Below are 18227 nucleotides of genomic sequence, written 5' to 3'. Positions count from 1 at the left end.
AGTAACTCCACCCGGTCTGCATTCGTTCTCGTAAAAAGAATCCAACAGGGCGTTCTTTATATCGCACGCAAGAATTGCGCCAAAATGTTACAGAACCCCGGGCAACAAGGGTTGGCGAGCCGACCGATGGAAATCCCAAGTCATTGAGAACAATGGCATTTCGCCATTTCGTTACCGGCCGACTCACTTGCAGGACGAAATGGCGCACCAAAAACACACCCGAAAAGCAGCCGATGAGCGATTAGAGTGCAGATCCATGACCTTTGGCCCGTTAACCCTTCCAACACCCGGCCAAAGCTGGCACCATCGCGCCTTTTTTTACGCGACACCTACCGGATTTCAGGCGGATCCAGGGTTCAAACAGGCGTTCGGTTGTTGATGGGGCGACAGTCTTCTGTGCTGATGCGACAACCTGCCACACACCGTCTGTTTACCTCCGGTAGCGCTGTTGGCTGCGCTTGGAACCCTATGCTAGCTTGGCGCCTCGCCAGGAAGGCCGCCCAACAGCAGGAGCACAATGAACTCAATGAGGACCGCACATGGCTGAGGCCACGCCCGCGCTTGAAATCCGCAACTTGCACAAACGCTACGGCACTCAGGAGGTACTCAAGGGTATCTCGCTGACCGCACGCGACGGTGACGTGATATCGATCCTGGGTTCCTCCGGCTCCGGCAAGTCCACTTTCCTGCGTTGCATCAACCTGCTGGAAAACCCGCACCAGGGCCAGATCCTGGTGGCCGGCGAAGAGCTCAAGCTCAAGGCCGCGAAAAACGGCGAGCTGGTAGCCGCCGACGGCAAGCAGATCAACCGCCTGCGCAGCGAAATCGGGTTCGTCTTCCAGAATTTCAATCTCTGGCCGCACATGAGCGTGCTCGACAACATCATCGAGGCGCCACGCCGGGTGCTGGGCCAGAGCAAGGCCGAGGCCATCGAAGTGGCCGAGGCGCTGCTGGCCAAGGTCGGCATCGCCGACAAGCGCCACGCCTACCCGGCACAGCTGTCCGGCGGCCAGCAGCAGCGCGCCGCCATCGCCCGGACCCTGGCGATGCAACCCAAAGTCATCCTGTTCGACGAGCCGACCTCGGCCCTGGACCCGGAAATGGTCCAGGAAGTCCTCAACGTGATCCGCGCCCTCGCCGAAGAAGGCCGCACCATGCTGCTGGTCACCCACGAAATGAGCTTTGCCCGTCAGGTCTCCAGCGAAGTGGTGTTTCTGCACCAGGGTCTGGTAGAAGAGCAAGGATCGCCACAGCAGGTCTTCGAGAACCCGCTTTCGGCACGCTGCAAACAATTCATGTCCAGCAACCGCTAACGGAGCTACACGCATGCAGAGCTATAAGAAAATCCTCCTGGCCGCTGCCGTCACCCTGGCCTTCAGCGCCAGCGCTGCCGCCGAGACCCTGAAGATGGGCATCGAAGCAGCCTACCCACCGTTCAACAACAAGGACGCCAGCGGCCAGGTCGTGGGCTTCGACAAGGACATCGGTGACGCCCTGTGCGCCAAGATGAAAGTCGAGTGCACCGTGGTCACCTCCGACTGGGACGGCATCATCCCGGCCCTGAACGCGAAGAAGTTCGACTTCCTGATCTCCTCGCTGTCGATCACCGATGAGCGCAAGCAGGCGGTGGACTTCACCGACCCGTACTACTCCAACAAGCTGCAGTTCATCGCGCCCAAGGCCAAGACCGACTTCAAGACCGACAAGGCCTCGCTCAAGGGCAAGATCATCGGCGCGCAACGGGCGACCCTGGCCGGCACCTGGCTGGAAGACAACCTGGGCGACGACATCACCATCAAGCTCTACGACACCCAGGAAAACGCTTACCTGGACCTGACCTCCGGCCGCCTGGACGCGATCCTGGCCGACAAGTACGTCAACTACGAGTGGCTCAAGAGCGACGCGGGCAAGCCTTATGAGTTCAAGGGCGAGCCAATGGTGGAAAGCGACAAGATCGGGATTGCCGTGCGCAAGAAAGATCCACTGCGCGAGAAGCTGAACGCCGCCCTGAAAGAAATCGTGGCCGACGGCACCTACAAGAAGATCAACGACAAGTACTTCCCGTTCAGCATCTATTGATACTGACTTGCCTGACCGGTGCTCGCCCCCCTGGGCGCCGGTCCTTAGCAAAGCCATCCAGACCCCATGAATATCGATCTCTACGGATTCGGCCCGGCGCTCGCCGCCGGCGCGCTGATGACCGTCAAGCTGGCCCTCTCGGCGTTATGCCTGGGGCTGGTGCTCGGCCTGCTCGGCGCCTTGGCCAAGACTTCCCCGTACAAGCCACTGCGCTGGCTTGGCGAAACCTATTCGACCATCGTGCGCGGCGTCCCGGAACTGCTGTGGGTGCTGCTGATCTACTACGGCACGGTGAACATGATGAGCGCGCTGGGCGAGCATTTCGGCAACCCCGACCTGGCCCTCAGTCCGTTTCTCGCCGGGGTGATCGCCCTCGGGCTGTGCTTCGGCGCCTATGCCACTGAAGTGTTTCGTGGCGCGATCCTGGCCATCCCCAAGGGCCACCGCGAGGCCGGCACCGCGCTGGGCCTTTCCAAGTTTCGGATCTTCAGCCGCCTGATCCTGCCGCAGATGTGGCGCATCGCCCTGCCGGGCCTGGGCAACCTGTTCATGATCCTGATGAAGGACACCGCGCTGGTGTCGGTGATCGGCCTTGAAGAAATCATGCGCCACGCGCAGAACGCCGTGACCTTCGCCAAGCATCCCTTCACCTTCTTCATGGTCGCGGCCTTCATGTACCTGGGCCTGACCGTGCTGGCCATGACCGGCATGCACTTCCTGGAAAAACGCGCCGCCCGCGGCTTTGTGAGGACGACGTAATGGAATGGGAAGTCATCTACAAATGGCTGCCGAAGTTCATCCAGGGCGCGACGCTGACCCTGGAGCTGGTGGGCATCGCCGTGATTCTCGGCCTGCTGCTGGCCATCCCGCTGGGCATCGCCCGCTCGTCCAAGCTCTGGTACGTGCGCGCCCTGCCCTACGCCTACATCTTCTTCTTTCGCGGCACGCCGCTGCTGGTGCAGCTGTTCCTGGTGTATTACGGCCTGGCGCAGTTCGATGCGGTGCGCGACAGCTTCATGTGGCCCTACCTGCGCGACCCGTTCTGGTGCGCCACCGCCACCATGACCCTGCACACCGCGGCCTACATCGCCGAGATCCTGCGCGGCGCCATCCAGGCCATTCCCCCCGGTGAGATCGAAGCCGCGCGGGCCCTGGGCATGTCCCGGCCCAAGGCGCTGTTCTATATCATCCTGCCGCGGGCGGCGCGCATCGGCCTGCCGGCCTACAGCAACGAAGTGATCCTGATGCTCAAGGCCAGCTCCCTGGCCAGCACCGTGACCCTGCTGGAGCTGACCGGCATGGCGCGTACCATCATCGCCCGCAACTACCTGACGGTGGACATGTTCTTCACCGCCGGGGTGTTCTACCTGTTGATGTCGTTCATCCTGGTCCAGGCCTTCCGCCAACTGGAACGCTGGCTGCGGGTCGACGCCTGCCAGGGACGCTGACCCTCTCCCGCTCCCGCCAGGGAGCGGGTCTGCCCCGGACTCGACACCATGCCCGCCATCCTCCAAGGCCCCGCGCTGCTCGATCGCTTCCAGGCCCTGGACGGCTTCCTGCTTGAACACCAGGATCTCTGGCGGCCTCGTCCGTTCCAGTATCTGCACCTGCCCTGGGAAACCTCCTACCCGGAACTCGCCCAGTGGCTGCGCCAGCGCACCCTGGAAGACGCCGAGGCTGCCCACAACCACCCGGAACACCTCCAGGCACCCGCCCCCTTCGGCGAATTGGCCGCGCGCTCCGGGGCCCTGTCTGCCGTGGCCGAATGGCCCGGCCAGGCATTGCCGCCCCTGCGCCAGCGCCTCAGTGTCGACGTCCCCGGGCGCAAATGGCAGCAGATCGAAGCCTTCGCCGGCCGCCTGCACTTCACCCGGGCAACCGAGCACTGGCTCGACTGGTGTTCGGGCAAGGGCCACCTGGGGCGGCGCCTGCTGCAGCCCGGGCAACAACTGACCTGCCTGGAATACGATCCGGCGCTGGTGACCAGCGGCGCGCAGCTGAGCCAGCACCACGGCCTGCCTGCCCGGCACCTGCACCAGGATGTACTGGCCGCCGACGCCGACCGCCACCTCGATGCCCGACACACCCCAGTGGCCCTGCACGCCTGCGGCGACCTGCATGTGCGCCTGATCCAGCTGGCCAGCCAGAACGGCTGCCAGCAACTGGCCATTGCCCCTTGTTGCTACAACCGCACCAGCGCCAGCCACTATCAGGGGTTATCCACAGCGGCCCAGGCATCACACCTGCAACTGTCCCTGGAGGACCTGGCCCTGCCCATGAGCGAAACCGTCACCGCCGGCGCTCGGGTGCGGCGCCAGCGCGACAGCTCCATGGCCCGCCGCCTGGCTTTCGACCTGCTGCAGCGGCAAGTGCGCGGGGTCGATGAATACCTGCCCACCCCGTCGCTGCCCAGCCACTGGCTGGACAAGCCCTTCGCCGACTACTGCCGCGACCTTTTCGCGCTCAAGGAGTTATCCACAGTGGGCCAGCCAGACTGGCCGGCACTGGAAGCCGCCGGCTGGCAGCGCCTGGCCCAGGTGCGCAACCTGGAACTGCTGCGCGGCCTGTTCCGCCGGCCATTGGAACTGTGGCTGGTGCTGGACCGGGCATTGTTTCTGCAACAGCAGGGCTACCAGGTACGCCTGGGCACCTTCTGCCCTGCGCACCTGACCCCGCGCAATCTGCTGCTTCTGGCGGAGCGTTGAGAGCCTGCGACGGCCTGTCGCGACCTGTGGATAAGTCTGTTGATGGAATTCAATGAAAGCCCATGAAAGCCTGGCCTGGAGCCAAAAACAGAGGCTGGTCATTTTTTGTTCACAAAATAAACCGTCGAAAAAACAGCCAGTTGCGCAAGGAATGAGAAACGGTCCACAAAACCGGCCCGTCCAGGCCCTGGCAACCCATCCGTTGTGCATAAACACCTGAACGAACGGGCATAACGCCCTCTCGTCCAGGCCGTTTCCACAGGCTCTGTCACCTCCTGCCGCGGGCTATTCGTCCGCTCGCGCCGGGATCCACCATTCTTCGCCCCGGGCGGTACTGATGTACTCCGGCCAACGGAAATCGTGGGGCACCTTGAAGTCCTCGGGCAGCAGCGGCGCCTGCCAGCGACTGCCGCCGATACCGCCACCGGTGCGCTCGACGAACTCGGCCTTGGCCGCGCTGAGCAACGCCTCGTCGGTCAGCAGGTCCACCAGGGTCGCGGCAATGGTCTTGGCGGCGACCTCGATCATCGGGTCGATGGTCTGGCGGATGCCGCCCAGGGCGTTGGACACCCAATCCGGATAGACCGTCCCCGGCGGCGCACTGAGCATCGGCCGGGCCACCAGCAGGCGCACGGTGGGGCAGTGCCAGGTGTATTCCGGGTAGTCATCGGAGGTCAGGTAGTTCTGCCAGGCGGGCATTTGCAGGCGCATCTGGCGCTCGCATTCCTGGGGTTCGATCAAGGCTTCGGTGGCCGGCAGAAATGGCCGTTCCATGGCTTCGAGGCCAAGGTTGCGCTGGATTTCCCGAGCGATCTCCCGGGCTTCTTCGTCCCACTGTGGAGCACCCACCGCCGCCAGGTTGTCGTAGGTGGCCTGGGCCATGACGTGGTTGGGCAGGCCGCCCCGGGACTTGCACACCCAGGTCTTTTTCCAGCGGCAGCCGGTGGCCATGGCCGCCGCTGCGGCGTTGTTGTCCATGACCTGGGAGATGGTCTCGGCCTGCTCGATGGAATCGCAGCGCAGCAGGTACTGGATCTGCGACAGGTGCGGCGGCAGGTTGTCCGCGGTGGCCTGGCCGGCGGTGAGAATCGCCTCGTTGTAGCTCCACAGGCCGGTGAACGGCAGGGTCGAACGGCGCAGGCTTTCGTTCAGGGTGTAGAAATGCACCAGGGCGTCGTTGGCCCCCGGCGCCCGGGCCGCCAGATGGTTCTGCGGGATCGGGCTGTAGCGATCGGCGGCGATCCAGTTCTGCGGATCCTCGCAGGTAAAGCTGTAGATGTAGGCGTAGGCGATGCCGCAGTGGGTGTCCCAGGTGGTGGTGTTGTTCAGCGGCAGCATGTAGGTGGGGTGGAAACTGATGGCGGCATCCAGGTCATCGTAGTAGCCCTTGGCGGCGTGGACCGGCTTGGAGGCGCGGAGCTTTTCCGCCGGCTCGCCGAAGAACCTGATGCTGCCCTGCAGGCCGAATTCCACCATAGTCGCCTTGGCCGCCAGGGCCCCGCCGAGGGCGCTGATGCCCAGGGCCGAGTGCGGGTCGGTGTGCCCAGGAGCGAAGCGCGACAGGCCATCGCGCGGCTGCTTGCGGGTAGTGGCCGCCTGGCAGTTGCCGGGCACCGCGTCGTATTCGCCGTAGGTGGCCAGCAGCGGTCCCTGGCCCTGGGTGAAGGTGGCGCAGAAGGCCGTGGGCATGCCGCCGCTGGCGCGCTCGACGGTGAAGCCCTCGGCTTCCAGCAGTTGCACGTACCAGGCGCTGGACTTGTATTCACGAAAGGCCGGCTCGGCGTAATGCCAGATGATCTGGTGCCAGTCCGACAGTTGCTGGCGGTGGCGCTCAACCCAATCCATGGCGAATTCTTTGTAACGGGACATCCGCGGCACTCCTGGTTATCCAGGTTCCGGCCGGCCGGCGCCAGGACGCCACAGCGCCCCCACTCGGCCTGCGGGACCTCTTGTTGTTATTAGGCTTGTCCGGTCGGCTAAAGGCCGGATCGAGGCCCAGTATTGGTGAAGCGCCGATTACATCAATCGAATTTTTTAGGCGGCAATGTCAAAGTAAATTGACCAGTTTGCCGAGAGGGCGGCCCATACTGCGCCGCACTATGTGCGGAATACGAACGCCGTCGAACACAGGTTCCCTTGACCCGGAGGTTGTATGCGCTACCCCTCGATCACCGCCCTGCGCGCCCTCGACGCGGTCGCCCGGCTGGGCAGCGTCACTGCTGCCGCCCAGCAACTGAGCCTGACCCGCAGCGCCATCAGCCACCAGATCATCAGCCTGGAACAGAGCCTGGGTTTTGCCCTCACCGAACGGGTTGGGCGCGGCATCGGCCTGACCTACCAGGGCCAGTGCTATGCCCGGGAGGTGCGGCGCATCCTGGCCGACATCCAGGACGCCGGGAGGCGTTTCGACGGCCTGTCGGTGTCCGGAAAACTGCGCATCAGCTGCAACCCGGGGTTCGCCAGTTTCTGGCTGTGCAATCACATCAACGGTTTCCTGCGCCAGTACCCCCAGGTGCAGTTGCAAGTGGTCAGCCCGCGCTCCCAGGACGACACCAGCGACGCCGAAGCCGACCTGTTCATCGCCTATGGCATCGGCGACTGGCCGGGGCTGCTGGTGGAGCAGATCGTTACCCTGCGCTTCTCGCCGGTGTGCAGCCCACGCCTGATCAACGCCATCGGCGGCCTGAAGACCCCACTGGACCTCAAGGACTTCCCGCTGATCCACATGAGCGACACCAGCGACTGGCGGGTCTGGCTGGCAGCGGCGGGCGCCAGCCAGGTCAACGCCGACAGCGGCATCACCTTCTCCGATGCGCACTGTGCCCAGTCGGCCTGCATCGCCGCGCAGGGCGTGGCGATTGGCGACAACCTGCTCAGTGGCGACGCCCTGGCCCGGGGCTTGCTGGTGCGCCCGTTCGACATCAGCATCAGCGCCTTGCGCGGCTACTTCCTGGTGATCGACCCGGCCAAGGCCGAGCGCTCGGTGGTCCAGGCCTTCAGCGCCTGGTTGAAGAACCAGTTGCAGACCAGCGCCCAGCACATCTCGGACGCCCCCTCCGGCGAACCCTGAGGCGCTCGCGACTGGGAAATTTCACTCACCAATGAGACAAAAATTATTCCATTGATGTGGCGTTGCTTTTCACAATAATGAGCCGACCGCCTGCTGTTCCGACAATAAAAATTCCATAGCGCAGGCCGGCTTTGCGGGAGATCTCCGTAGTGTCCAGCAGTCCCTCGACTCAACTCAGCGCCCAAGGAATCAGCCAGTTCTACGGCAATTTCACTGCCCTGGACGGCATCGACCTCGACGTTCGCCAAGGCGAATTCCTCACCCTGCTCGGCCCCTCGGGCTCAGGCAAGACCACCCTGTTGATGATCCTCGCGGGCTTCCTCACCCCCAGCGCCGGCAAGCTGCTGGAGCGCGGTGTGGACATCAGCCGGCGGCCGGCGGAAAAACGCAACTACGGCATGGTGTTCCAGGGCTACGCGCTGTTTCCCCACATGAGCGTGGCCGACAACGTCGCCTACCCGTTGCGCATCCGAGGCGTGAAAGCCGAGGAGCGCCAGCGCCGGGTCAAGCACATCCTCGAAGTGGTGGGCCTGGGCGCCCACCTGAACAAGAAGCCGTCCGAACTTTCCGGTGGCCAGCAACAGCGCGTCGCCATCGCCCGGGCCCTGGTGTTCGAGCCGGACATGCTGCTGCTGGACGAGCCGCTCTCGGCCCTGGACAAGAACCTGCGCGAGCAACTGCAGACCGAGCTGCAACGCATTCATCGCCAGGTCGGCACCAGCTTCGTCTTCGTCACCCATGACCAGGGTGAAGCCCTGGCGCTGTCGACCCGCATCGCCATCTTCAACCAGGGGCGGCTGGCACAGATCGACACCCCGGAAACCATCTACGACCGCCCGCGCAACCGCTTCGTCGCCGAGTTCCTGGGCAAGATGAACCTGTTCCCGCTGCAAGGCATTTCCCGCAACGGCAGCCAGGCCAGCGGACGCTTTGGCGACAGCCCGCTGCAGGCCACCACGTCCGGGGAAATCAGCAGCCAGCCGCAATTGCTGGCGGTACGCCCGGAACACATGACCCTGCACACCGAGCGCCCGCAAGCCGGCGAGCACAACGTGCTGCCCGCCTGCCTCGGCGAGCGGGTGTACCAGGGCTCCAGCACCCACCTGGCGCTGAACATCAGCCCGGAACTGGCACCGGTGAACCTCTCGGTGCCCGGCGACCACCCCGGCGCCCGATTGCCCAGCGGCACCCCGGTGTGGCTGAGCTGGCCGGTACGCCACAGCTTCCTGCTGGAAGCCTGAGCCGGCCGCTCCCCCATCGCGCACAGCTCTCCCCTAACAATAATCGGCCGGCGCGCCCTGCACCGGCCTCGCGAGGACTTGCCCCATGAGCCAGCACCATCAACGCGACTGCATTGAAATCCTCATCGAAAAAGCCCGCGGCGGGCAGGTCAGCCGCCGCACCTTCCTCCAGGCCATGGGCCTGCTGGCGGCGGTGCCCCTGGCATTGCGCAGCGGTATCAGTTGGGCCGCCGACAAGCCCCTGGTGGTGGTCAACTGGGGCGGCGACGCACTCAATGCCTTTCGCAGCGCCTGGACCGACAGCTTCACCAAGAGCACCGGCATCCCGGTGCGCATCGACGGCGCCGGCCCCACCGAAGGGGCCATCCGTTCGCAGTTGGCCAGCGGCCGGCCGAGCTGGGACGTGGTCGACGTGGACAGCTACAGCGCCATGACCCTGGGCCGCGACAAGGTTCTGCAACCCCTGGACTACAGCGTGGTGCAGCGGGACCTGGTGGCGCCGTCGCTGTCCCACGAGCACGGCATCGCCGGCTACCTGTTCAGCTACGTGATCGCCTGGGACAGCCAGAAGTTCGGCGACAACGGCCCCAAGGACTGGGCGGATTTCTGGAACGTGGAGAAATTCCCCGGCAAGCGCACCCTCTACAAGTGGATGAACGGCATGCTCGAAGCCGCGCTGCTGGCCGATGGCGTGGCCGCCGAGCAGTTGTACCCGCTGGACGTGCCCCGCGCCTTGCGCAAGATCGATGAGCTCAAGCCCCATGTCCTGTCGTTCTGGGGGTCGGGTGCGGAAAGCCAGCAGTTGATGATCGAAGGCGAAGCCTCCATGGGCGCCATCTGGCACACCCGCGCCACCCTGCTCCACGAAGACAGCGGCGGCCGCATCAAGTGGGGCTTCGACCATGCCTTCCTCAACGCCAGCAGCTGGGGCGTGCTCAAGGACAACCCCGCGGGCACCGCACCGGCCATGCAGTTCATCCAGCACGCCTTGCAGCCGGCCGGGCAACTGAAGCTGTTCGAGGCCCTGGGCAACGGCCCGTCCAACGCCGCCACCCAGCAACTGATGAGCGCCGAACAGCGGGAGATCAACTGCGCCTCCGAAGCCAACATGAAGAAGCAGATCTTCCTCGACACCCAGTGGTACGCCGACCACTACTCCAGCACCCTGGAGCAGTACCTGACCCACCTGTCCAAATGAGCCGCCGACCATGAGTGCAACCCGAACCGCACGCCTGGAACGCAGCCTGCTGCTGTTCCCGCTGCCGCTGCTACTGGTGGTGTTCTACCTGTTGCCGTTCTTCGGCGTGGTGAGCTGGAGCTTCACCCTGCCGGAGACAGGCTTCGGGCAGTACCAGCGCATCGCAACCGATCCGGCGATCCACGACATGCTCCTGCGCACCCTGCGCCTGTGCCTGACCGTGAGCCTCTTGGCCCTGGTGATCGGCTACCTGCTGGCCTACTGCTGGGTGTTCAGCCCGCCGTTCTGGCAACGCATGGTGGAGATCTGCGTGTTCATCCCGTTCTGGATCTCAGTGCTGGTGCGGGCCTTCGGCTGGCTGATCGCCCTGCGCAGCAACGGCGTGGTCAACGACAGCCTGCTGTCCCTGGGCTGGATCGATCACCCCTTGCAACTGACCCGCAACGAACTGGGGGTGGTGATCGGCATGCTGCACTTCATGATCCCCTATGCCCTGTTCCCGCTGCTGTCGAGCATGCGCCAGCTGGATCAACGGGTGCTGCTGGCCTCACGCGGCCTGGGGGCCGGCGCCCTGCGCACCTTCTGGCAGGTGCTGCTGCCGCAGACCCTGCCGGGGCTGCTGGGGGCATTCATCATGGTCTTCGTGTTCTGCCTGGGCTTCTTCATCACCCCGGTGCTACTGGGCGGCGGGCAGACGGTGATGATTGCCGAATACGTGTTCCTGCAGATGTTCCAGACCAGCAACTGGGGCCTGGGCGCGGCCCTGAGCCTGGTGCTGCTGACCCTGGTCAGCGCGCTGATCTGGCTGCTGATGCGCATCACCCGTGTCAATCGACTGGTGGGTTGAGGTCACTATGAATACACATCGCACTGCCCTGAGTACCCGGCTGATCGCCGTGGTCGCCATGGCCTTCATGCTGTTCCCGCTGCTGACGGTGATCCCGGTTTCCTTCACCGCCAAACGCTACCTGTCGATGCCCGACGGCCACTGGTCGCTGCGCCACTACGAGGCGCTGTTGAGCAACCCCGACTGGCTGTCGAGCATCGGCCAGAGCCTGGCCATCGCCAGCGCCACCAGCCTGATCGCCACCCTGCTGGCGGTGAGTTTCAGCCTCGGCATCTGGTACCTGCGCTCGCGCCTGGCAACCCTGCTGATCGGCCTGGTGCTGCTGCCCATGGCCATTCCGCCGGTGATCTCGGCGCTGGTGCTGTACTTCATGGAAACCAACCTCGGGCGCATCGCCCCGGGCTGGGGCTACGACACCCTGCCCGGGGTGGTGATCGCCCATGTGGTGATGGTGGTGCCCTACGGCGTGGTGACCATGCTGGTGGCGCTGAGCCAGGTGGACCGGCGCATCGAACTGGCCTCGCGCAACCTGGGGGCGAGCCTGATGCAGACCACCTTCCTGGTGATGTTGCCGAACCTCAAGCTGGGGATCTTCTCCACCGCGCTGCTGAGCTTTGCCCTGTCCTGGGAGGAAGTGGCGGTGACCCTGTTCATCACCAGTGTCGACGTCAACACCCTGCCGCGGCGGATCTGGAGCGGCCTGCGCGATAACGTCGACCCCAGCGTGGCGGCGATCTCGGTGCTGCTGATCGGCCTGACCCTGCTGGTACTCATGGGCCGCCTGGCCTTGCAGTACGCCGCCCAGCGCCGCGCCCGCCCCTAACGCCTGTGGCGAGGGAGCTTGCTCCCTCGCCACAGGGCCCACCCTACTCCCTGGCTATTCGCTTCCGAGCTGACCGAAGTCATCCCTCACTCCCCGCGTTTTATCCGATAGTGCCCCGCTCGCCCACCCGGTTGCCCAGGCTCTTCTAGACTCAATGGGTGGTCGTAGATGGAACCGAACAAGTCGCTTTCGTGCAGATGAACCAGAAGCAGCGTGTCAAGCTGCCCTTTATGCCCTGAACAGGTGCGGCAACGACCGCGCCGGGTACAACAAGATGCCCATTCAGGGTGCATGGCCAACGGCCTGAAACGCCGCGCTACCGTGACGTGGCAACCAGCGCCGCAGCCGACACTTTCGGACAGCCGACAACCACCAGGTTTGTCCGTGACCGTGAGGAATGCTGTATGCCTGATGAAACACTGCACCTGCCTCTGATCCACCGCCTGCTGGAGCGCCACAAAGACTCCCCGGGCGCGCTGCTGCCGATCCTCCACCAGATCCAGGAAGAGCTCGGCTACATCCCCGATCCCGCCATCCCGGAAATAGCCCACAGCCTCAACCTGAGCCAGGCCGAAGTTCGCGGGGTAATCAGCTTCTACCATGACTTTCGCAGCGCACCGCCGGCGCGGCACATCCTGCGCCTGTGCCGCGCCGAATCCTGCCAGAGCCGCGGCGCCGAGCAACTGGCGGCGCAACTGCGCGAGCGCCTGCAACTGGACGACCACGGCAGCAGCGCCGACGGCAACATCAGCCTGCGGCCGGTGTATTGCCTGGGGGCCTGCGCCTGCTCGCCAGCCCTGGAGCTGGATGGCCAGCTGCATGCACGCCTGAGCGCCGAGCGCCTGGACGCGCTGCTCGACAGCTGCCGGGAGGACGCGTAATGCCCAGCCTCTACCTGCCCTGTGATTCCCTGGCCCGCGCCGTGGGCGCCGATGAAGTGGCCAAGGCCATCGCCACCCAGGCCGAACAGCGCCAGCTGCCGCTGCAACTGCAACGCACCAGCTCCCGTGGCCTGTACTGGCTGGAGCCGCTGCTGGAAGTCGACACCCCGGACGGGCGCCTGGGCTTCGGCCCGGTGGGCGCCGCCGACGTACCGGCGCTGCTGGACGCCCTGCAAGGCGATGCCGCAAGCCATCCCCTGGCCCTGGGCCGGGTCGAAGACCTGCCCTACCTGAAGAACCAGCAACGCCTGCTGTTCGCCCGCGCCGGCATTACCCGGCCGCTGTCCCTGGCCGACTACCGGGCCCACGGCGGCTTCGAGGGCCTGACCCGCTCCATCGCCCTGGGCGGCGAGCAGACCGTGGCCGCGGTGCTCGATTCCGGCCTGCGCGGCCGTGGCGGCGCGGCCTTCCCCGCCGGGATCAAATGGCGCACCGTGCGCGACACGCCGCAGCAGCAGAAGTACGTGGTGTGCAACGCCGACGAAGGCGACTCCGGCACCTTCGCCGACCGCATGCTGATGGAGGGCGACCCGTTCCTGCTGATCGAAGGCATGGCCATTGCCGGCCTCGCGGTCGGTGCCAGCTACGGCTACATCTACGTACGCTCGGAATACCCCCAGGCCGTGGCGACCCTGCGCGAGGCCCTGGACATCGCCCGGGATGCCGGTTACCTCGGGGCCAATGTCAGCGGCAGTGGCCAGGCCTTCGACCTGGAGGTGCGGGTCGGTGCCGGGGCCTATATCTGCGGCGAGGAAACCGCCCTGCTGGACTCCCTGGAAGGCAAGCGCGGCATCGTCCGCGCCAAGCCGCCGATCCCGGCGCTGCAAGGCCTGTTCGGCCAGCCAACCCTGGTGCACAACGTGCTGACCCTGGCCTCGGTGCCGCTGATCCTGGCCAAGGGCGCGCCGTTCTATCGTGACTACGGCATGGGCCGGTCCCTGGGCACCATGCCCTTCCAACTGGCGGGCAACGTGCGCCACGGCGGTCTGGTGGAGCGGGCCTTCGGCCTGACCCTGCGCGAGCTGGTGGAAGGCTATGGCGGCGGCACCGCCAGCGGCCGGCCACTGAAGGCGGCGCAAGTGGGGGGCCCCCTGGGCGCCTGGGTACCGCCTTCGCAGTTCGATACGCCGCTGGATTACGAAGCCTTCGCCGCCATGGGCGCGATGCTCGGCCACGGTGGCGTAGTGGTGGCCGACGACAGCCTGGACCTGGCCCGCATGGCGCGCTTCGCCCTGCAGTTCTGCGCCGAGGAATCCTGCGGCAAATGCACCCCGTGCCGCATCGGCTCGACCCGCGGCGTGGAGGTCATCGATCGCCTGCTGGCCGCTCCCGATCAAGGCCGCCGCGATGAGCAGGCGCTGATCCTCAAGGACCTGTGCGACACCCTGCAATACGGCTCGCTGTGCGCCCTGGGCGGGATGACCTCCTACCCGGTGGCCAGCGCCCTGAAGCACTTCCCCGCCGACTTCGGTCTGGCGCCCTCGGAGGCCGAGCAATGATCACTCTTTTCGACCCAGCCACAGATATCGATCTCAATGCCGTGGACTTCGGCACCCCGGCCCGCGACAGCCAGGTGCAGGTCAGCCTGAACATCGACGGGCGCAGCATCAGCGTGCCCCAGGGCACCTCGGTGATGCGCGCCGCGGCCCTGATGGGCACCACCATTCCCAAACTCTGCGCCACCGACAGCCTGGAAGCCTTCGGTTCGTGCCGCATGTGCCTGGTGGAGATCGACGGCATGCGCGGCTACCCGGCCTCCTGCACCACCCCGGTCAGCGAAGGCATGGTGGTGCATACGCAAACGCCGAAACTGGCGACCCTGCGCCGCAACGTGATGGAGCTGTACATCTCCGACCACCCTCTGGACTGCCTGACCTGCTCGGCCAACGGCAACTGCGAACTGCAGACCGTGGCCGGCCAGGTGGGCCTGCGGGAAGTGCGCTACGGCTATGACGGCGCCAACCACCTGCAGGATCAGAAAGACACCTCCAACCCCTACTTCGACTACGACCCGAGCAAGTGCATCGTCTGCAACCGCTGCGTGCGCGCCTGCGAGGAAACCCAGGGCACCTTCGCCCTGACCATCAGCGGCCGCGGCTTCGAATCCCGGGTTGCGGCGGCCGGTGGCGACAACTTCCTGGACTCCGAATGCGTGTCCTGCGGCGCCTGCGTGCAGGCCTGCCCTACCGCCACCCTGATGGAAAAGAGCGTGGTGCAGATGGGCCAGCCGGAGCGGGCGGTGATCACCACCTGCGCCTACTGCGGCGTGGGTTGCTCGTTCCGCGCCGAGATGAAGGGCGACCAGCTGGTGCGCATGGTTCCGGACAAGAACGGCCAGGCCAACCACGGCCACTCCTGCGTCAAGGGCCGCTTCGCCTGGGGCTACGCCACCCACCCGGACCGCATCACCAAGCCGATGATCCGCAAGCACATCAGCGACCCTTGGCAGGAAGTCAGCTGGGACGAAGCAGTGTCCTACGCCGCCAGCGAACTGCGGCGCATCCAGTTCAAGTACGGCCGCGATTCCATCGGCGGCATCACCTCCAGCCGTTGTACCAACGAGGAAACCTACCTGGTGCAGAAACTGGTGCGGGCGGCCTTCGGCAACAACAACGTCGACACCTGCGCCCGGGTCTGCCACTCGCCTACCGGCTACGGCCTCAAGCAGACCCTGGGGGAATCCGCCGGGACCCAGAGCTTCGACTCGGTGATGCAGGCCGACGTAATCCTGGTGATGGGCGCCAACCCCAGCGACGCGCACCCGGTGTTCGGTTCCCAGCTCAAACGGCGCCTGCGTGAAGGGGCCAAGCTGATCGTCATCGACCCGCGGCGCATCGACCTGGTGGACTCGGTGCACGCCCGCGCCGAGCTGCACCTGGCCCTGCGCCCCGGCACCAACGTGGCCATGCTCAATGCCCTGGCGCATGTGATCGTCACTGAAGGGCTGGTCGACCAGGAGTTCGTCAGCGCCCGCTGCGAGCCCGAGGCCTTCGCCCTGTGGAGCGCTTTCGTCAGCCGCGCGGACAACTCGCCGGAAGTGCTCGGCGCCATCTGCGGCGTGCCCGCCGCCGACATCCGTGCCGCTGCCCGCCTCTACGCCACCGGCGGCAACGCGGCGATCTACTACGGCCTGGGGGTCACTGAGCACAGCCAGGGCAGCACCTCGGTCATGGGCATCGCCAACCTGGCCATGGCCACCGGCAACATCGGCCGCGAAGGGGTGGGCGTGAACCCGCTGCGAGGGCAGAACAACGTCCAGGGTTCCTGCGACATGGGCTCCTTCCCCCACGAGCTGCCGGGCTATCGGCACATCTCCAACCAGGCGGTGCGCCAGCAGTTCGAGCAGGCCTGGAACGTCACCCTGCAGGCCGATCCCGGGCTGCGCATTCCCAACATGTTCGAAGCAGCCCTGGGCGGCAGCTTCAAGGGCCTGTACTGCCAGGGCGAGGACATCGCCCAGAGCGACCCCAACACCCAGCACGTGACCGCGGCCCTGTCGGCCATGGAATGCGTGGTGGTGCAGGACATCTTCCTCAACGAAACCGCCAAGTTCGCCCACGTGTTCCTGCCGGGCAGCTCGTTCCTGGAAAAGGACGGCACTTTCACCAACGCCGAACGGCGCATCTCCCGGGTGCGCAAGGTCATGGAACCGCTGGGCGGAAAGGCCGACTGGGAAGGCACCCTGGCCCTGGCCGCGGCCCTGGGCTACCCGATGCACTACAGCCATCCCTCGGAAATCATGGATGAGATCGCCCGCCTGACCCCGACCTTCACCGGCGTCAGCTACGCCAGCCTGGACCGCCACGGCAGCCTGCAATGGCCGTGCAACGACGCCGCGCCGGACGGCACGCCGACCATGCACATCGACGAGTTCGTGCGTGGCAAGGGGCGCTTCATGCTCACCGGCTACGTGCCCACCGACGAGAAGGTCAACGGTCGCTACCCGCTGCTGCTGACCACCGGCCGCATCCTCAGCCAGTACAACGTCGGCGCCCAGACCCGACGCACCGACAACGTCGCCTGGCACGCCGAGGACCGCCTGGAAATCCACCCCACCGATGCCGAGAGCCGGGGCATCAACGAAGGCGATTGGGTGGGCATCGGCAGCCGCGCCGGGCAGACCGTGCTGCGGGCCCGGGTCACTGAGCGGGTGGCACCGGGGGTGGTCTACACCACCTTCCACTTCCCCGAGTCGGGGGCCAACGTGATCACCACCGACAACTCCGACTGGGCCACCAACTGTCCGGAATACAAGGTCACCGCGGTGGAAGTCAGCCGCGTCTACCACCCTTCCGAATGGCAGAAGCGCTACCAGGCATTCAGCGAAGAGCAGCATCGCCTGCTGGACAAGCGTGGCCGCTCCCGGGGCGGCAAGGCGGAGGTGCGCCGATGAGCACCGCCAACCTGATCAAGATGGCCAACCAGATCGCCTCGTACTTCGCCAATGAGCCGGACCAGGTACAGGCCGTGCTCAGCGTGCGCAACCACATGCAGATGTTCTGGACCCCAGGCATGCGCAAGGAACTGCTGGCCTGGCAGACCGAGCAGCAAGGGGCCGAACTGCATCCACTCGTGCAGCAGGCGGTGCGCGACGCGGGCTGGGAGGCCTAGACCAGCCCTCACCCCCGGCCTGCTACCCCAGGCCGGGGCTACCCTCCAACGGCTCAGCTACCCGGGCACTTGCTGTCCACCGGCGGCTTGGCCTGGACCGCCATCGGCATGACCGCTCCCGGCTTGCCCAGGGGCAACAACTGGTACACCGCAAAGGCACACATGGCTGCGGTTTCGCCGTTCGCCTGGGGGATGTAGTTCAGGCCGACATAGGCCTCGTAACTCTTGCCCGGCTCGAACAGCACCACCTTCCTCACCTCGGGGCAGGTGCTGTAGGTGCTGCCATAGCCACCCGCCGCCACGCCCCCGCCTTCCAGCAGGAAAGGCCGGCCCGCCGGTACCCGGTACTCGGTGGCGATCTCGTTGTAGGCGCCCTCGCCCCTGCGGATTGCCCCTGCGTAGGCCGGCAGTTTCGGCGCGAACCTGGGCAGCATGTCGATCTGCCGGGGCTGCACCGGGAACTGCGGGTAGTTGATGTTGGCCTGTTGATCGCTGCCGAAACGCCCGGCCTTGGCCAGGCGCTTGCTGTCCCCCAGGCACCCGGCATAGGCGTCCCCGCGCACCTCGCCGTTGGTGATCACCCGCAACTGCGCGGTCGGCACGCTCAGGGGCGGTTCCGAATAGGGCTGTACCGGTTTGACACTGCAAGCGCTGAGCAACGCCAACGCGGCCAGCAGGGTGGGAGTTGCGAGATTCATCACTGAAGTTTCCT

Annotated in this window: 16 protein-coding genes; 14 read left to right on the top strand and 2 right to left on the bottom strand. The window is 65.6% G+C overall.

Annotated features, from left to right (window positions below; translation table 11 throughout):
* The first annotated feature begins 539 nt into the window (after nt 1–539).
* The 5 genes from AC07R1_RS23065 to AC07R1_RS23045 all read left to right on the top strand — a co-directional run bounded on the left by AC07R1_RS23065 (nt 540) and on the right by AC07R1_RS23045 (nt 4784).
* On the top strand, nt 540–1313 hold the full coding sequence (locus AC07R1_RS23065; protein ID WP_011058719.1) for an ABC transporter ATP-binding protein: 774 nt from the start codon (nt 540–542) through the stop codon (nt 1311–1313).
* Nucleotides 1314–1326: 13 nt separating this feature from the next.
* Nucleotides 1327–2079: an ABC transporter substrate-binding protein gene (locus AC07R1_RS23060; RefSeq protein ID WP_011058718.1), complete on the top strand. Its 753-nt coding sequence runs from the start codon at nt 1327–1329 to the stop codon at nt 2077–2079.
* 66 nt (nt 2080–2145) lie between these two features.
* Entirely contained in the window at nt 2146–2838 is a 693-nt protein-coding gene (locus AC07R1_RS23055; RefSeq protein WP_011058717.1) for an ABC transporter permease, read from the top strand.
* Nucleotides 2838–3527 carry an ABC transporter permease gene (locus AC07R1_RS23050; RefSeq protein ID WP_011058716.1) on the top strand — a complete coding sequence of 230 codons (690 nt, stop codon included), beginning with the start codon at nt 2838–2840 and terminating at the stop codon, nt 3525–3527. Before AC07R1_RS23055 ends, AC07R1_RS23050 begins: the two co-directional genes overlap by 1 nt.
* A gap of 48 nt (nt 3528–3575) precedes the next feature.
* A complete protein-coding gene (locus AC07R1_RS23045; protein ID WP_495110974.1) occupies nt 3576–4784 on the top strand; it encodes a methyltransferase in 1209 nt (402 codons plus the stop codon).
* Nucleotides 4785–5069: 285 nt separating this feature from the next.
* On the opposite strand, the gene AC07R1_RS23040 is transcribed toward AC07R1_RS23045, so the two are convergent.
* Entirely contained in the window at nt 5070–6653 is a 1584-nt protein-coding gene (locus tag AC07R1_RS23040) for a zinc-binding metallopeptidase family protein (RefSeq protein ID WP_183000655.1), read from the bottom strand.
* 283 nt (nt 6654–6936) lie between these two features.
* Here AC07R1_RS23040 and AC07R1_RS23035 point away from each other — a divergent pair, with 283 nt between their 5' ends.
* The 9 genes from AC07R1_RS23035 to AC07R1_RS22995 all read left to right on the top strand — a co-directional run bounded on the left by AC07R1_RS23035 (nt 6937) and on the right by AC07R1_RS22995 (nt 17515).
* Nucleotides 6937–7854 carry a LysR substrate-binding domain-containing protein gene (locus AC07R1_RS23035; protein WP_011058712.1) on the top strand — a complete coding sequence of 306 codons (918 nt, stop codon included), beginning with the start codon at nt 6937–6939 and terminating at the stop codon, nt 7852–7854.
* Nucleotides 7855–8003: 149 nt separating this feature from the next.
* Complete coding sequence (locus AC07R1_RS23030; RefSeq protein WP_019093895.1) at nt 8004–9095, top strand: ABC transporter ATP-binding protein; 1092 nt, start codon at nt 8004–8006, stop codon at nt 9093–9095.
* A gap of 85 nt (nt 9096–9180) precedes the next feature.
* Nucleotides 9181–10293, top strand: a complete 1113-nt coding sequence (locus AC07R1_RS23025) for an ABC transporter substrate-binding protein (RefSeq protein WP_015633809.1) — start codon at nt 9181–9183, stop codon at nt 10291–10293.
* 10 nt (nt 10294–10303) lie between these two features.
* Nucleotides 10304–11140, top strand: a complete 837-nt coding sequence (locus tag AC07R1_RS23020) for an ABC transporter permease (RefSeq protein WP_011058710.1) — start codon at nt 10304–10306, stop codon at nt 11138–11140.
* A 7-nt stretch (nt 11141–11147) separates the two neighbouring features.
* On the top strand, nt 11148–11963 hold the full coding sequence (locus tag AC07R1_RS23015; protein ID WP_495110973.1) for an ABC transporter permease: 816 nt from the start codon (nt 11148–11150) through the stop codon (nt 11961–11963).
* Nucleotides 11964–12367: 404 nt separating this feature from the next.
* On the top strand, nt 12368–12844 hold the full coding sequence (locus tag AC07R1_RS23010) for a formate dehydrogenase subunit gamma (protein ID WP_011058708.1): 477 nt from the start codon (nt 12368–12370) through the stop codon (nt 12842–12844).
* The gene (locus AC07R1_RS23005) at nt 12844–14403 is read left to right on the top strand and encodes a formate dehydrogenase beta subunit (RefSeq protein ID WP_103290611.1); all 1560 of its coding nucleotides are present in this window, start codon (nt 12844–12846) and stop codon (nt 14401–14403) included. Before AC07R1_RS23010 ends, AC07R1_RS23005 begins: the two co-directional genes overlap by 1 nt.
* Nucleotides 14400–17297, top strand: a complete 2898-nt coding sequence (fdhF, locus tag AC07R1_RS23000) for a formate dehydrogenase subunit alpha (RefSeq protein ID WP_077933213.1) — start codon at nt 14400–14402, stop codon at nt 17295–17297. The genes AC07R1_RS23005 and fdhF overlap by 4 nt, the downstream gene beginning before the upstream one ends.
* Nucleotides 17294–17515, top strand: a complete 222-nt coding sequence (locus AC07R1_RS22995; RefSeq protein ID WP_011058705.1) for a formate dehydrogenase subunit delta — start codon at nt 17294–17296, stop codon at nt 17513–17515. Before fdhF ends, AC07R1_RS22995 begins: the two co-directional genes overlap by 4 nt.
* A gap of 53 nt (nt 17516–17568) precedes the next feature.
* On the opposite strand, the gene AC07R1_RS22990 is transcribed toward AC07R1_RS22995, so the two are convergent.
* Nucleotides 17569–18213, bottom strand: a complete 645-nt coding sequence (locus AC07R1_RS22990; RefSeq protein ID WP_065364809.1) for an amidase — start codon at nt 18211–18213, stop codon at nt 17569–17571.
* Nucleotides 18214–18227: the final 14 nt, after the last annotated feature.

The sequence above is a fragment of the Pseudomonas sp. GW821-FHT07F01 genome (assembly GCF_059418825.1).
This window is presented reverse-complemented; position numbering and strand designations above follow the sequence as displayed.

What these genes read in the sequence shown, in the direction of transcription:
- AC07R1_RS23010 (WP_011058708.1), top strand. Translation starts at nt 12,368, where the DNA reads ATGCCTGATGAAACACTGCACCTGCCTCTGATCCACCGCCTGCTGGAG.
- AC07R1_RS23065 (WP_011058719.1), top strand. Translation starts at nt 540, where the DNA reads ATGGCTGAGGCCACGCCCGCGCTTGAAATCCGCAACTTGCACAAACGC.
- AC07R1_RS23050 (WP_011058716.1), top strand. Translation starts at nt 2,838, where the DNA reads ATGGAATGGGAAGTCATCTACAAATGGCTGCCGAAGTTCATCCAGGGC.
- AC07R1_RS23015 (WP_495110973.1), top strand. Translation starts at nt 11,148, where the DNA reads ATGAATACACATCGCACTGCCCTGAGTACCCGGCTGATCGCCGTGGTC.
- AC07R1_RS23035 (WP_011058712.1), top strand. Translation starts at nt 6,937, where the DNA reads ATGCGCTACCCCTCGATCACCGCCCTGCGCGCCCTCGACGCGGTCGCC.
- fdhF (WP_077933213.1), top strand. Translation starts at nt 14,400, where the DNA reads ATGATCACTCTTTTCGACCCAGCCACAGATATCGATCTCAATGCCGTG.
- AC07R1_RS23045 (WP_495110974.1), top strand. Translation starts at nt 3,576, where the DNA reads ATGCCCGCCATCCTCCAAGGCCCCGCGCTGCTCGATCGCTTCCAGGCC.
- AC07R1_RS23005 (WP_103290611.1), top strand. Translation starts at nt 12,844, where the DNA reads ATGCCCAGCCTCTACCTGCCCTGTGATTCCCTGGCCCGCGCCGTGGGC.
- AC07R1_RS23020 (WP_011058710.1), top strand. Translation starts at nt 10,304, where the DNA reads ATGAGTGCAACCCGAACCGCACGCCTGGAACGCAGCCTGCTGCTGTTC.
- AC07R1_RS23055 (WP_011058717.1), top strand. Translation starts at nt 2,146, where the DNA reads ATGAATATCGATCTCTACGGATTCGGCCCGGCGCTCGCCGCCGGCGCG.
- AC07R1_RS23060 (WP_011058718.1), top strand. Translation starts at nt 1,327, where the DNA reads ATGCAGAGCTATAAGAAAATCCTCCTGGCCGCTGCCGTCACCCTGGCC.
- AC07R1_RS22995 (WP_011058705.1), top strand. Translation starts at nt 17,294, where the DNA reads ATGAGCACCGCCAACCTGATCAAGATGGCCAACCAGATCGCCTCGTAC.
- AC07R1_RS23025 (WP_015633809.1), top strand. Translation starts at nt 9,181, where the DNA reads ATGAGCCAGCACCATCAACGCGACTGCATTGAAATCCTCATCGAAAAA.
- AC07R1_RS22990 (WP_065364809.1), bottom strand. Translation starts at nt 18,213, where the DNA reads ATGAATCTCGCAACTCCCACCCTGCTGGCCGCGTTGGCGTTGCTCAGC.
- AC07R1_RS23040 (WP_183000655.1), bottom strand. Translation starts at nt 6,653, where the DNA reads ATGTCCCGTTACAAAGAATTCGCCATGGATTGGGTTGAGCGCCACCGC.